This window comes from Streptomyces sp. NPDC030183 (genome assembly GCF_055573455.1).
Map to the genome: position 1 here is coordinate 163869 of NZ_JBVIBK010000011.1, position 13189 is coordinate 177057.

The window sequence follows — 13189 nt, forward strand, 5'->3', positions numbered from 1 at the left end:
CGCATACTGGGGCGACAGGGATCAACAGGCGTGCGGGGGGTGCGAGTTGACCGATGGACCGGGGTTCGTGGGATTGACCGAGGTGATCCGGCAGATCAGGGGCGAGCTGGAGCGCGCCCGGGACGAGGCGCAGGGCAGGTCCGTCGGATTCAGCGTCGACAAGGTGAGCCTGACGTTCACCGTGCAGGTCCACCAGTCCGGCTCGGGTCGCGGCGGGGTGCGCATCGGCGTGGTGACGGCCGAACTGGGCGGCTCCGTGGACCGTCAGACGACCCATCAGGTGCAGGTCGAACTGACCCCGGAGACACGGTCGGGCGGCCGGCTCTCCGTCGCCCGCGACGACGCCTCGGACCACCCGCCGACGCCGCCCGGCCACGCTCCCGGGCCCCAGCGGTAGGGGAGGGGAGGGGCGAAGGGAAGGCCGGAAAACCTCGCCAGGCAAGGCAAGCCGGGACCCGACGCCTGGACGGCGTTACGGGGCGAGGACGGCATTGCGGGGCCGGACGGCGGAACGGCGTCGGGCGTCAGGGGAGTGTGCTCTCCGTGGTGATCAGCTCTATGGCCGCCCTCGGGCCGCCCGTCGCGAGGGCGGTCCGCTGGCGGTCCGCTCCGGTGCCGCCCTGGAGCAGCCGGTGCACCAGGCTCGTCACCTCCCGGGTGTCACCCGACGCCTCCAGCGCCGGGGCGACGTGGCGCAGGAGCCCGCACAGCACGTCGCCGGCCCGGCGCCGCTGACCGTCGGGAGCGATCAGCGTGTCGCCCAGGCCATGGCGGGCGGCGTGCCACATGGCCGCCTCCAGGAGCTCCGGCGCGCAGTCGGGCGGGGGAACGCCGTCGGCCGCCTCGGAGCGGGCGGTCTCCACCAGGGCCCGGACGATCCCGGCGAACATCACGGCGTCGTCCGCGCGCAGCTGTACGTCGGGGCAGCGCACCTCGATGGTCGGGTAGCGCTCCGAGAGGCGGGCCTGCCAGTACACCTGGCCGGTGTCGGAGATCAGACCGCTGTCCACCAGCTGACGCACCCGGCGGTCGTAGTCGGCCGAGTCCAGGAAGGAGGGCGGCATACCGCTGACCGGCCACCGGCTGAAGACGACCGTGCGCCAGCTGGCGAAACCGGTGTCGTGGCCGTCCCACAGCGGGGAGTTCGCCGACATCGCGGTCAGCGTCGGCAACCAGACGCGCAGCCGGTTGAGCACTTCCACGCCGACCTCGCGGCTGGGTACCCCCACATGCACATGCATGCCGTTGACCAGCTGCTCCTCCACCAGCTGGGGTGCCTGCGCGAGCATGGCCCGATAGCGGGTCTGATCGGTCACGGCCATGGAACGCGCGTCGCGCAGCGGGGGTGTCGCGGCCGCCGCGATACGGCAGCCGTGCTCCTCGGCGGCGGCGCCCACCGCGTGCCGCAGCCGCAGCAGGTGCCCGCCGATCTCGTCCAGGGTGCGACATACCGGGGTGGTCACCTCGACCTGCGACTGGAGCAGCTCGTAGTGCACCTCGTGCTCCTCCGCCAGGTGCGCCAGACACGCCGACAGGCGCACCTTCTCGGCGTAGGGGACCGGTAGGCCCGTGACAGGGTCGACCAGCACGTACTCCTCTTCCAGGCCGATCGTCGTCATCAGTCGCCCTCTGCTCGGCTCGCTGCCGTGACCGGCTCGCGAGGGACCCTGGCCGACACCCGTCCCGCGGGGTTGATCACCTCGACTCAAGCGCTTGCTCCTGGGACGATCCGAGTGCCCAGCCGCTTCACCGCAAACCCGACACATGTGTGCCCGGCGGTGCCCCGCACCATGCCGCGCCGGACCGCCGGGAACGCCCGGAGGAACCGTTTTGCGTCACGGCCGCGAGAGCCCGTACGGCCGGGGCGGCGCCGCCCTCACCACCGGGTGCGAGCGGCTCCGTCGACCGGGCGAAACCCCAGGTCGACAACGCCAGACGTCCTCCAATCGCCGCCGCTCCCTCCACCATTAGAGACCTCCCCGGCCTCCCCGGCCACTCCGGGCCCGCAGGGGCCCCGACCACTCCCGGACCACCCCCGCCACGTCGGCCGCGCCGGGCGCTCAGCCGTCCTTGCCCAGGGCCTTGCGGACGGCGTCCTTCGTGCGGTCCATGAGGGCGGCGACCGGCCCGAGGGCCAGGTTCGCCGCCGAGGACTCCACACCGGGATGGGGGCGGGTGGGCGCCATCGCCTCGGCGGCCTTGACCGCCTTGGCCATGGCGGCGAGCCGGCCGGGGTCCGCGCCGCGGCGGATGTGCGTGAACTCGTAGCGTTCCTCGGCCCGGGCGTGCTCCTGCACCTCCGTACGCAGCCGCATCAGCCGGGGCAGGAACTTCGGGTCATCCGTGTCCAGGTCGTCCAGCTCCGCCAAGGTCTCCTTCGCGGCCCGTTCCTCGGCGAGCCGGTCGTCGACGACCTGCCCGCCGCCGGTCAGGGCGCTCCGGGCGAAGGGGTGGACGACCTCCTCCTCGGCGGTCTCGTGCACGGCCAGCAGCCGCACGAGCCGGCGGAAGGCGTCACGGCGCTCCTCGCCCGTGCTCGCCTCGACCTCGTCGAAGAGATTGCGGATGTCGCCGTGCTGCCGCATCAGCAGCGCCACCACGTCCGTGTCCTCGGCCTGGTCGTCCCCCGCGTGCGGGGTGTGGAGCTCGGTCATCTCGCCCTCCTTCACTTCTCGCGCTGGGCGGGGTCGGGGTGCTCGCCCTCGGACTGCACGCGGTACTCCCGACCGAACATCGCCCCGTGCTCCGCGATGACCTGATCGCTGGGCGGTGCCTCGCCGCCGTGGATCCGCTCCTGCATCGACTCGAACCGCTCGTGCGCGTCCCGCACGTACCCGGCGCCGAGCGTGGTCAGATCCATCTGCGTGTTCAGCAGCTCCCGCAGATAGCCCTTGTTCGGCTCGAACGTCAGCACGTTCGGCAGCTGCGGTGCGAGCACCGAGGCGGGATCGCGTCCGTCGTGCCGACGCATCAGGTCGCAGGCGATGTGCAGGTGCTCCAGCTCCATGTTGAGGTGCAGCTCCCAGACGGCCTTGACCTTGGGGTCGCTCTCCTGCTCCATGAAGGAGTAGTAGAGGTAGCACTCGTTGTACTCGTGGTTGACCAGCTGCTCCCACCACGTCTCACCCGGGTCGACGAGGGACTCGTAGTGGGTGACGTGCTCCTCCTCGATGAGCCCGATCTCCTGGTACAGCCGGCGGGCGATCGGCTCCATGTACTGCGGGCCGACGTTCATGTAGAAGTTCATGGTCTGCTGCTCCGCCGACATGATCGTCAGCGCGTGCAGCTTCGAGAGCGGGTCCGTCTCGTCCTTCGCGTACGGGTCGCGCACGTTGTCGTACGGGTCGCGGTGGTGGTACCTGGTCGGCCGGCCCGGCATGACCTCCGTGAGGCCCTCGACGATCGACTCCGCCTTGCGGTGCTCGATCATCTCGTACAGGTTGGCGTACCGGTACAGGTGGTCGAAGTCCTCCAGCACACCGAACTCGTACGCCTGCTTCAGATAGGGATCCGGTTCCATCCGCGCGACCCACGCCGTCAGGTCCACCGCGACCTGCTCGTAGGCGATGGTCGTCTCCAGCACGGAGGCCACGCCGGGCAGCAGCCAGTTCACCACCTTCTGCTGCTGCGCCTCGATGTAGCGGGTCCGGGCGAGCTGCCGTTTGACCTCGGGGTCGACGGTGTTGCGGGCGAGCTGGTGGCTGAAGAGGATCGCCTCCACCTCGATGCCGTTCATGGTGATGATCCGGCAGCGGGTGTAGGGGTCGCACCGGTCGGGGTCGATCGGCTCCACGTTCAGCTCACGCCAGTCGCGGAGCTGGCGGTCCAGCGGGATGCCCCGCTGCTCCAGAGGATTGAAGGTCATGGGGACTCCTTGTGATGGCCGAGCGGACGAAGTACCCCCGCCTCCGTCGTGCATGTCGCGCCGCGAAAACCCCTGCCGCGTTCCGGCCATCCCCTTGCCGGGTCCGGGCCGCCCCGTTTCCCGGTCCGGGCCACCATCCTTTCCTGGTCCCGGCCCGCACACCGAAATCACCCGATTCAAGGCATTCGCGTGGGTACTCGGGCAGGCGATCGGGGACATGGATCGTGACCCCCCGAAGCAGGAGGCGAGCAATGACCGACCAGACCCACACCACCCTGGAGTCGCATCCGGACATCCTCGAGATGCGGGAACGTCACGCCCGGGCCGAGCGGGCGGCCTCGACCCAGCAGGGGCAGGCCGTCGAGGCGCTGGCCCTCGTCACGGGGCTGTACCTGGCCGCGTCGCCCTGGATAGCGGGCTTCAACGGCTTCGGCACGCTGGCCATCAACAACCTGATCACCGGTATCGCCTACGCGCTCCTGCTGAGCGGCTTCGGTCACGCCTACGAGCGCACTCACGCCAGGGCGTGGGCGGCCGCGCTGATCGGGGTCTGGACCATCGTCGCCCCGTGGGTCGTCGCGGGGAACGTGGACACCACGCGGACCATCGTGAACAACATCATCGTCGGCGCCGTCGCGCTGCTCCTCGCGCTGGCCGCCGGTGCGGCGGCGGGCGAGACCGACCGGAGCGGCCGCGGCGGCCGGGCCGGCATGCGCTCTCGCGGCAGCGACCGCATGGGCCGAACGGCCCGCTGACCGACCCCGACCTTCGCCCCCGTCCGCAGGCGGGGGCGTCGTCGACGAGACCAGCCGCGCATGGCCGCGAACCCCTTGCTGCGCACGGCTGCGGGCGGTGGCGCTGACCGCCGCCGTGGGCCCGGCAGCCAGGGCTTGGCCGGGGGTGAAGGCGTGGGCGTCACCGCCGCCGTGGGCCCGGCAGCGGCCGTGTGCTGGCTGCGGCCCGGGAGGGCGGCCGGGTGTGGGCGGAGGTTCCGCGGCGTGGCTGTCGGGGTCAGGGGCGGGGGGTCTTTCCCCGGCCCTTCCGGGAGCCTCGGTACGCGGCTCGGCGGGATGTGGCCAGGGCTTGGCCGGGGGTGAAGGCGTGGGCGTCGTGGAGGTACGGGTCGAAGCCGAGGGCCGCCTCCTGCGGCGCCGGGAGTGGCCCGCGTACCGTCAGGATGGCGAACGGCCGCCACGGGGTGCCAGGTGGGGCGGCGGCCGGAGCCGTGGCCGCCCGCCGCCCCGGAAGGCGGTGCGGTGCGTCGGCGGCGCACAGGATGAAGACGAGCGGCGCCTCGGCCAGGGCCTCGCGCAGGCTCGCCGGGTCGCCGGGCGCCCGCCGCCCCGGACGCGGGAAGGCCGCGAGGAGCCGGGAGCGGCCGCCGACCCGGTAGGCGACCAGGGTGGAGTAGGGGCCGCCCAGCGCGTCGGCGCGCGGCAGGGGGAGGCGGCGGGTGAACCGGCCACGGCCGCTGCTGGTGAGGAGCAGGTCGAGCGGCCGGTCCGGACCGTCCGCCCGGGCGACGCGCACGGCCAGCCCCAGCCCGTCGGGCAGCCGCCGTGGCAGGCCGGCCGCTCGGGAGAGGCGCACCGTCGCCTCGTACACCCCGACCGTGTCCAGCCACGGGACGCCCCAGGGTTCACCCCCGTCGGTCACGACCTCCAGCTCCGCCGCGCACGTCAGTCCGTGCGGGTGCAGCGCGGGAGCGCCGCGCACCCCGGCCAGCAACCGGAAGCCCGCCTCGACGGCGACGGCGGCCGGCCGGAACGAGGGTCGCCGCGACGGCTGTCGTGGCCGGTGCGCGGGCTGCAGTGGCCGGCGCGAGAGGGTCCGCTCAGTCATGGTCGGCGGGTCCCCGTCGGGGCCTGCCGGAAACCACAGGTCGACGCCTTGACCCCCGGTCCGCCCTCCCCGATGCTGTGTTGCGGAACATGCGATGTGTACCGCCATAAGCAACATCAGTCAGTCTCAGGTCTCGTACCAGCCGAGGAGTGGCCATGGCTCACCAGGTCCGTGCTGTCGTCGCGCGGGGGAAGGGCGCCCCCGTCAGCCTGGAAACGATCGTCGTGCCCGACCCGGGGCCGGGCGAGGCGCTGGTCAAGGTCGAGGCGTGCGGGGTCTGCCACACCGATCTGCACTACCGCGAGGGCGGCATCAACGACGACTTCCCCTTCCTGCTGGGCCACGAGGCCGCCGGTGTCGTGGAGTCGGTGGGGGAGGGGGTCACCGATGTGGCCCCCGGTGACTTCGTCATCCTCAACTGGCGTGCCGTGTGCGGGCAGTGCCGGGCCTGCCGGCGCGGCCGGCCGTGGTACTGCTTCGCCACGCACAACGCCAAGCAGAAGATGACCCTGACCGACGGCACGGAGCTGTCCCCGGCGCTGGGCATCGGCGCCTTCGCGGAGAAGACGCTGGTGGCGGCGGGGCAGTGCACCAAGGTCGACCGCGCCGCGTCCCCGGCGGCCGCCGGTCTGCTCGGCTGCGGCGTCATGGCCGGCATCGGCGCGGCCATCAACACCGGCAACGTCGGTCGCGGTGACAGCGTCGCCGTCATCGGCTGCGGCGGGGTCGGCGCCGCCGCGGTCGTCGGGTCGAACCTGGCGGGCGCGGCGAAGATCATCGCGGTGGACATCGACGACCGGAAGCTCCGGACCGCCCAGAAGCTGGGCGCGACCCACACGGTCAACTCCCGTGAGACCGACGCCGTCGAGGCGATCCGCGAGCTGACCGGCGGCTTCGGCGCCGACGTCGTCATCGAGGCGGTGGGCCGTCCGGAGACCTACCGGCAGGCGTTCTACGCCCGCGACCTCGCCGGCACGGTCGTCCTCGTCGGCGTGCCCACCCCGGAGATGAAGCTGGAGCTGCCCCTGCTCGACGTCTTCGGCCGCGGCGGTTCGCTGAAGTCGTCCTGGTACGGCGACTGCCTGCCCTCCCGCGACTTCCCGATGCTCATCGACCTCTACCTCCAGGGCCGGCTCGACCTCGACGCCTTCGTCACCGAGACCATCGCCCTGGACGACGTCGAGAAGGCGTTCGAGCGGATGCACCACGGCGACGTGCTGCGCTCGGTGGTGGTCCTGTGACGGCCGGCGCCCGCATCGAACACCTCGTCACCTCGGGCACGTTCAGCCTGGACGGCGGTACCTGGGACGTCGACAACAACGTGTGGATCGTCGGCGACGACCACGAGGTCGTCGTCATCGACGCCGCCCACGACGCCGACGCCATCGCCGAGGCCGTCGGCGACCGCCGGCTGACGGCCATCGTCTGCACCCACGCCCACAACGACCACATCGACGCCGCCCCCGCCCTCGCCGACCGCACCGGCGCCCCGGTCCTGCTCCACCCTGACGACATGCCGCTGTGGAAGCAGACCCATCCCGAGCGCGCGCCCGACGGTGAACTCGCCGACGGGCAGGTCCTGACGGTGGCCGGTGTGGGGCTGACCGTGCTGCACACGCCCGGCCACGCGCCCGGCGCGGTCTGCCTGTACGCGCCGGACCTGACGGCCCTGTTCAGCGGCGACACCCTGTTCGCGGGCGGACCCGGCGCCACGGGCAGGTCGTACAGCGACTTCCCCACCATCGTCGGCTCGATCCGCGACCGGCTGCTGACCCTGCCGGGTGACACCGTCGTCCACACCGGCCACGGGGGCACGACCACGATCGCCACGGAGGCCCCGCACCTGGAGGAATGGCTCGACCGCGGTTTCTGACCAGGTCCCCCGAGGCTCTCCGCGCGGCGCCCGTACCGCCTGTTTCCGCAGGTGGTGCGGGCGTTTCGAGCTGTCGTGAGGACGGCCCGCGGACCCGTCCGAAGCGGCCCTTTCGACGCCTTGACAAGGGTTCAGGGCGACCCCAGACTGATGTTGCGCTTACCGCAATCCGTTTCGCTATACGCACCGAGGTGTCATGATGATTCCCGCGTGCCGTCTCGTGGATCTCCCGCGAGGCGAGGCCATCCGGCTCGACATCGACCCGCCGGTCTCGGTGTTCCACACCGACGACGGCGAGGTCTTCGCCATCGACGACACCTGCACCCACCAGGACGCCTCGCTCGCCGACGGCTGGCTGGAGGGCTGCGAGGTGGAATGCCCGCTGCACGCCTCGAAGTTCGACCTGCGGACCGGGTCGGTCGACGCTCCGCCGGCCAAGCTGCCGGTGCGGACCCACGAGGTCGTCGTCGAGGACGGCGTGATCCACGTGAAGGTGTCCACGGACGCCCCCAACCTGCCGCCCTGCGTGGCGGCCCGGCTCGCCGGTGGTCCCGCGTGAGGACGGTGGCCGTGGTGGGCGCCTCGCTCGCCGGTCTCTCGGCGGCGCGCTCGCTGCGCCGACAGGGCTACGACGGACGGCTGGTCGTCATCGGCGACGAACTCCACCGCCCGTACGACCGGCCCCCGCTGTCCAAGGAGTTCCTCTCCGGCGTGCTCGGTGAGAGCGACCTCGCGCTGGAGGCGGACGGCGAGGACCTGCGGGCCGAGTGGCTGCTCGGCACCCGGGCCGTGGGCCTCGACGCCCGGGAGCGGACCGTCCGGCTCGCCGACGGCACCGCCGTGCGGGCCGACGGCATCGTCATCGCCACCGGCGCCGCCGCCCGGCGACTGCCCGGCTCCGAGGGCCTCACCGGAGTGCACGTCCTGCGCACCCTGGACGACGCCCGCGCCCTGCGGGACGAACTGGCCGGCGGCGGACGGCTGGTCGTGATCGGCGGCGGCTTCATCGGCGCCGAGGTCGCCTCCACCGCGTACGCGCTCGGTCTGGACGTCACGGTCGTCGAGGCGGCGCCCACACCGCTCGCGGGGCCGCTCGGCGAGGACATGGGCCGTATCGTCTCCGCCCTCCACGCCGACCACGGTGTACGGCTGTTGTGCGGAGTCGGCGTCAAGGGGCTGGGCGGCGAGACCAGGGTCGACGCGGTCCTCCTGGAGGACGGCCGGACGATCCCCGCCGACATCGTGGTCGTCGGCGTGGGCGCCCGTCCCTGCGTCGAGTGGCTGGAGGCCTCCGGCATCGCGCTCGACAACGGCGTGAAGTGCGGCGCCGACGGCCGCACCAGCCTCGCCGGAGTCGTCGCCGTCGGTGACTGCGCCTCCTGGTACGACCCGCGCGCCGGACACCACCGTCGCGTCGAACACTGGACCGGAGCCCAGGAGCGGCCCGCCGCCGCCGTCGCCACGCTGCTGGCGGGCGGCGCGGTGGAACCGGGCGTGCCCCGGCCGCCGTACTTCTGGTCCGACCAGTACGGCGTGAAGATCCAGTTCGCCGGTCACGCGGCCGGCGCCGACTGCGTCACCGTCGAGCAGGGCGCCGTCGACGACCGCGACGTCCTCGCGGTCTACCGGCGCGCCGGTCACCCGGTCGCCGTGCTCGGGATGAACCAGCCCCGGCTGTTCACCCGCTGGCGCAAGCAACTCGCCGCCACACCCTGACACCAGCGGCCGCCCCACCCCACGCTGCGGTTGCTCATGGCACGCAGCGCTGCTCCCTGCACAACGCCGTCCGGAGTCGCTCTTCCCGGCGCGTGACAGTCCGATCCACGACGTTTCCCGAGGAGTGCACCGTGACCTCGACCAGCCTGCCGGACAGCCTGATCGCCACCCTCCCCGGCTCCTCCTACACGGATCCGGGGATCTTCGCCCAGGAGCAGGAGCACATATTCGAGACCATGTGGTTCTGCGTCGCGCGCGCCTCCGAACTGGCGAAGCCCGGCGCGTTCCGCACCGTCGACGTGGGCCGCGAGAGCATCCTCGTCACCCGCGCCCGCGACAACTCGATCCGTGCCTACTTCAACGTCTGCCGGCACCGCGGCGCCAAGCTCTGCACGGAGGAGACCGGCGAGGTCAAGCGGGCCTTCCAGTGTCCGTACCACGCCTGGACCTACGACCTGAACGGCAAGCTCGTCGCGGCGCCCAACCTCACCAAGATGCCCGACGTCGGCCGCATCGAGTACGGCCTGGTGAGCGTGGCCGTGAGGGAATGGCTCGGCTATGTCTGGGTGTGCCTGGCGGAGAACCCGCCCTCCTTCGAGGAGGACGTGATCGGCGCGGTCGTCGAGCGGCTCGGCGACGTCGAGTCCATCGAGCGCTACGACGTCGACCGCCTCTCCGTCGGCAAGCGCATCGTCTACGACGTCAAGGCCAACTGGAAGCTCATCATCGAGAACTTCATGGAGTGCTACCACTGCGCCACGATCCACCCGGAACTCACCGAGGTGCTCCCCGAGTTCGCGGACGGCTACGCGGCCCAGTACTACGTCGGCCACGGCGCGGAGTTCGGCGAGGAGGTGCGGGGCTTCACCGTCGACGGCTCCGAGGGGCTGGACCGCATCCCCGGCGTCTCGGACGACCAGGACCGCCGCTACTACGCGATCACCGTCAAGCCGCAGGTCTTCATCAACCTCGTCCCCGACCATGTGATCTTCCACCGGATGTACCCCGTCGCCGTGGACCGCACGATCGTCGAGTGCGACTGGCTGTACCTCCCGCACGTCGTCGAGAGCGGCAAGGACGTCAGCCGGTCCGTGGAACTCTTCGACCGGGTCAACCGGCAGGACTTCGAGGCGTGCGAACGCACACAACCCGGCATGAGCTCCCGGATGTACGCCAAGGGCGGCGTCCTGGTGCCCAGTGAGCACCACATCGGCGCCTTCCACGACTGGGTCGGCGAACGCCTCGGCGGCCGGTCGTAGCGGCCGGGGGCGGTCAGCCCAGGTAACCCATCCGGTGGCTGATCTCCTCCGCTCCCTTGATCAGCACCGGGGCCAGCTCCCGCATCCGCTCCTCGGTGAACCGGTACGACGGTCCCGAGGCGGTGACCGCCGCGATGACCTGGCCCTCCCGGTCGAGGACCGGCGCCGCCATCGCGTGCAGACCGATCTCCAACTCCTCCTGGGTCCAGGCGTAGCCGGCCTCCCGCACCTCGGCGAGCTGCTTCTCCAGCCTCGTCCGGGAGGTGATGGTGTGCGGCGTGACCTTCTTCATCCCGGACTCGGTCAGCAGCGCGGCGCGCTCCGTGGCGGGCAGGTACGCCAGCAGCACCTTGCCGCTCGACGTGGCGTGCAGCGGGGTCAGCTGGCCGACCCAGTTGTGCGCGGTCACGGCCGCGGGGCCGCGCACCTGGTAGAGGTTGATCGCGTAGTGCTCCTGGAGCACGGCGATGTTGACGGTCTCGCCGATCTCCTCCGCCAGACGCTCGCAGACCGGGCGGCCCTGCTGGGTGATGTCGATGCGTCCGGTGACCGCGCCCGCCAGGCGTACGATGCCGAAGCCGAGGCGGTACTTGCCGCGCTCGCCCGACTGCTCCACGAGACCGCGTGCCTCCAGGGCGCCGAGCAGACGGAACGCGGTGGACTTGTGAACATCGATCTCGGCGGCCACCTCGCTGACGCCCGCCTCCCCGCGCTGGGCCAGGATCTCCAGGACGCTGATGGCGCGGTCGACCGACTGCACTCCACCGGACTGTGAATTCGAGGTTTCGGTGACTTGGCTGTGGTTGCTCACAACGAAACTATACGCGCAGTAAACAACACGATTGCAAGTAACCAGCGCGAAACCCGCCCCGGCAAGTTGCGTTGCACGCAACCTGGTGCGTATTGCGATACCGGTCTAGCATGCCTCGCGTACCGATGGCGCGAGCGAGACGAGGCACCATGGCTCCCCTGCACTACGACTTCGTCATCGTCGGCGGCGGTTCGGCCGGCAGCGCACTGGCGAACAGGCTCTCCGCGGACCCGGCCAACCGTGTGCTGGTCCTGGAAGCCGGCCGGTCCGACTACCCGTGGGACGTCTTCATCCACATGCCCGCGGCGCTGACCTACCCGATCGGCAGCCGGTTCTACGACTGGAAGTACGAGTCCGAGCCCGAGCCCCACATGGGCGGCCGGCGCGTCTACCACGCCCGCGGCAAGGTGCTCGGCGGCTCCAGCAGCATCAACGGCATGATCTTCCAGCGCGGCAACCCCATGGACTACGAGCGCTGGGCGGCCGACCCCGGCATGGAGAACTGGGACTACGCGCACTGCCTGCCGTACTTCCGGCGCATGGAGAACTGTCTCGCCGCCGACCCGGACGACGAGTTCCGCGGCCACGACGGCCCCCTCGTCCTCGAACGCGGCCCCGCCACCAACCCGCTGTTCGCCGCCTTCCTCAAGGCCACCGAGGAGGCGGGCCACGCCCCCACGGACGACGTCAACGGTTACCGGCAGGAAGGCTTCGCCAAGTTCGACCGCAACGTCCACCGCGGCCGCCGGCTCTCCGCCTCCAAGGCGTACCTCAAGCCCGCCATGAAGCGGCCCAACCTCACCGTCACCACCCGCGCCCTCGTCACCCGCGTCCTCTTCGAGGGCAAGAAGGCCGTCGGCGTGGAGTACCAGCGCGGCAAGGGCGCCCCGAAGCAGGTCCGCGCCAATGAGGTCATCCTGTGCGGCGGCGCCATCAACTCCCCGCAGCTGCTCCAGCTCTCCGGCGTCGGCAACGCCGAGGAGCTGAGCGCCCTCGGCATCGACGTCGTCCACGACCTCCCCGGCGTCGGCGAGAACATGCAGGACCACCTCGAGGTCTACATCCAGTACGCCTGCAAACAACCCGTCTCCATGCAGCCGTACCTGGCGAAGTGGCGCGCCCCCTTCATCGGGCTCCAGTGGCTCTTCCGCAAGGGGCCCGCCGCCACCAACCACTTCGAGGCCGGCGGCTTCTGCCGCAGCAACGACGACGTCGACTACCCCAACCTCATGTTCCACTTCCTGCCCATCGCGGTCCGCTACGACGGCTCCGTACCGGCCGGCGGCCACGGCTACCAGGTGCACGTCGGACCCATGTACTCCGACGCCATCGGCTCCGTGAAGATCAAGAGCAAGGACCCGCGCGAACACCCCGCGCTGCGCTTCAACTACCTCTCCACCGAGCAGGACCGCCGCGAATGGGTGGAGGCGGTCCGTGTGGCCCGCAACCTCCTCAACCAGCCCGCGCTCGCCCCCTACAACGGCGGGGAGATCTCACCCGGACCGTCCGTCGAGACCGACGAGGAGATCCTCGCCTGGGTCGCCAAGGACGGCGAGACCGCCCTGCACCCGTCCTGCACCTGCAAAATGGGCACCGACGAGATGTCCGTCGTCGACCCCGCCAGCATGCGGGTGCACGGCGTCGAGGGCCTGCGCGTCGTGGACGCGTCCGTCATGCCGTACGTCACCAACGGCAACATCTACGCCCCCGTGATGATGATCGCGGAGAAGGCCGCCGACCTGATCCTCGGCAAGGAGCCGCTGCCCGCGTCCAAGGCCGCCTACTACCGCCACCGTGACGCCCAGAAGTCCGCGGGGTAGAGG

Annotated in this window: 13 protein-coding genes; 8 read left to right on the top strand and 5 right to left on the bottom strand. The window is 71.4% G+C overall.

The window, feature by feature from the left end:
* Nucleotides 1-67 precede the first annotated feature (67 nt).
* Nucleotides 68-397 (top strand): trypco2 family protein, encoded by a 330-nt coding sequence (locus ACZ4Z2_RS15770; protein ID WP_468076231.1) that lies wholly within the window; start codon nucleotides 68-70, stop codon nucleotides 395-397.
* Nucleotides 398-524: 127 nt separating this feature from the next.
* Here ACZ4Z2_RS15770 and ACZ4Z2_RS15775 read toward each other — a convergent pair whose 3' ends face one another.
* From ACZ4Z2_RS15775 to ACZ4Z2_RS15785, 3 genes are all read right to left on the bottom strand, one after another.
* Complete coding sequence (locus ACZ4Z2_RS15775) at nucleotides 525-1619, bottom strand: carboxylate-amine ligase (RefSeq protein WP_468076233.1); 1095 nt, start codon at nucleotides 1617-1619, stop codon at nucleotides 525-527.
* Nucleotides 1620-2060: 441 nt separating this feature from the next.
* A complete protein-coding gene (locus ACZ4Z2_RS15780) occupies nucleotides 2061-2654 on the bottom strand; it encodes a hemerythrin domain-containing protein (RefSeq protein WP_468076235.1) in 594 nt (197 codons plus the stop codon).
* Between the two features lie 11 nt (nucleotides 2655-2665).
* On the bottom strand, nucleotides 2666-3865 hold the full coding sequence (locus ACZ4Z2_RS15785) for a hypothetical protein (RefSeq protein WP_468076237.1): 1200 nt from the start codon (nucleotides 3863-3865) through the stop codon (nucleotides 2666-2668).
* A gap of 251 nt (nucleotides 3866-4116) precedes the next feature.
* On the opposite strand from ACZ4Z2_RS15785, the gene ACZ4Z2_RS15790 reads away from it, so the two are divergent.
* A complete protein-coding gene (locus ACZ4Z2_RS15790; protein WP_468076239.1) occupies nucleotides 4117-4620 on the top strand; it encodes an SPW repeat protein in 504 nt (167 codons plus the stop codon).
* Between the two features lie 256 nt (nucleotides 4621-4876).
* On the opposite strand, the gene ACZ4Z2_RS15795 is transcribed toward ACZ4Z2_RS15790, so the two are convergent.
* Nucleotides 4877-5707 carry a phosphodiesterase gene (locus ACZ4Z2_RS15795; RefSeq protein WP_468076241.1) on the bottom strand — a complete coding sequence of 277 codons (831 nt, stop codon included), beginning with the start codon at nucleotides 5705-5707 and terminating at the stop codon, nucleotides 4877-4879.
* A 155-nt stretch (nucleotides 5708-5862) separates the two neighbouring features.
* Here ACZ4Z2_RS15795 and ACZ4Z2_RS15800 point away from each other — a divergent pair, with 155 nt between their 5' ends.
* The 5 genes from ACZ4Z2_RS15800 to ACZ4Z2_RS15820 all read left to right on the top strand — a co-directional run bounded on the left by ACZ4Z2_RS15800 (nucleotide 5863) and on the right by ACZ4Z2_RS15820 (nucleotide 10555).
* Nucleotides 5863-6948, top strand: coding sequence for an S-(hydroxymethyl)mycothiol dehydrogenase (locus tag ACZ4Z2_RS15800; RefSeq protein WP_468076243.1), 1086 nt, complete (start codon nucleotides 5863-5865; stop codon nucleotides 6946-6948).
* Nucleotides 6945-7580, top strand: a complete 636-nt coding sequence (locus ACZ4Z2_RS15805; protein WP_468076245.1) for an MBL fold metallo-hydrolase — start codon at nucleotides 6945-6947, stop codon at nucleotides 7578-7580. Before ACZ4Z2_RS15800 ends, ACZ4Z2_RS15805 begins: the two co-directional genes overlap by 4 nt.
* Before the next feature lie 196 nt (nucleotides 7581-7776).
* Nucleotides 7777-8139 carry a bifunctional 3-phenylpropionate/cinnamic acid dioxygenase ferredoxin subunit gene (locus ACZ4Z2_RS15810; protein WP_468076247.1) on the top strand — a complete coding sequence of 121 codons (363 nt, stop codon included), beginning with the start codon at nucleotides 7777-7779 and terminating at the stop codon, nucleotides 8137-8139.
* A complete protein-coding gene (locus tag ACZ4Z2_RS15815; protein ID WP_468076249.1) occupies nucleotides 8136-9296 on the top strand; it encodes an NAD(P)/FAD-dependent oxidoreductase in 1161 nt (386 codons plus the stop codon). The genes ACZ4Z2_RS15810 and ACZ4Z2_RS15815 overlap by 4 nt, the downstream gene beginning before the upstream one ends.
* A gap of 131 nt (nucleotides 9297-9427) precedes the next feature.
* Nucleotides 9428-10555, top strand: a complete 1128-nt coding sequence (locus ACZ4Z2_RS15820) for an aromatic ring-hydroxylating oxygenase subunit alpha (RefSeq protein WP_468076251.1) — start codon at nucleotides 9428-9430, stop codon at nucleotides 10553-10555.
* Nucleotides 10556-10568: 13 nt separating this feature from the next.
* Here ACZ4Z2_RS15820 and ACZ4Z2_RS15825 read toward each other — a convergent pair whose 3' ends face one another.
* Nucleotides 10569-11315, bottom strand: a complete 747-nt coding sequence (locus ACZ4Z2_RS15825; RefSeq protein WP_468076253.1) for an IclR family transcriptional regulator — start codon at nucleotides 11313-11315, stop codon at nucleotides 10569-10571.
* Between the two features lie 200 nt (nucleotides 11316-11515).
* On the opposite strand from ACZ4Z2_RS15825, the gene betA reads away from it, so the two are divergent.
* Nucleotides 11516-13186 (top strand): choline dehydrogenase, encoded by a 1671-nt coding sequence (gene betA, locus ACZ4Z2_RS15830; RefSeq protein ID WP_468076255.1) that lies wholly within the window; start codon nucleotides 11516-11518, stop codon nucleotides 13184-13186.
* The last annotated feature ends 3 nt before the right edge of the window (nucleotides 13187-13189 follow it).

Excerpts from the sequence above, each read along its gene's own strand:
- ACZ4Z2_RS15775 (WP_468076233.1), bottom strand. The coding sequence starts at position 1,619 with ATGACGACGATCGGCCTGGAAGAGGAGTACGTGCTGGTCGACCCTGTC.
- ACZ4Z2_RS15780 (WP_468076235.1), bottom strand. The coding sequence starts at position 2,654 with ATGACCGAGCTCCACACCCCGCACGCGGGGGACGACCAGGCCGAGGAC.
- ACZ4Z2_RS15785 (WP_468076237.1), bottom strand. The coding sequence starts at position 3,865 with ATGACCTTCAATCCTCTGGAGCAGCGGGGCATCCCGCTGGACCGCCAG.
- ACZ4Z2_RS15790 (WP_468076239.1), top strand. The coding sequence starts at position 4,117 with ATGACCGACCAGACCCACACCACCCTGGAGTCGCATCCGGACATCCTC.
- ACZ4Z2_RS15795 (WP_468076241.1), bottom strand. The coding sequence starts at position 5,707 with ATGACTGAGCGGACCCTCTCGCGCCGGCCACTGCAGCCCGCGCACCGG.
- ACZ4Z2_RS15800 (WP_468076243.1), top strand. The coding sequence starts at position 5,863 with ATGGCTCACCAGGTCCGTGCTGTCGTCGCGCGGGGGAAGGGCGCCCCC.
- ACZ4Z2_RS15810 (WP_468076247.1), top strand. The coding sequence starts at position 7,777 with ATGATGATTCCCGCGTGCCGTCTCGTGGATCTCCCGCGAGGCGAGGCC.
- betA (WP_468076255.1), top strand. The coding sequence starts at position 11,516 with ATGGCTCCCCTGCACTACGACTTCGTCATCGTCGGCGGCGGTTCGGCC.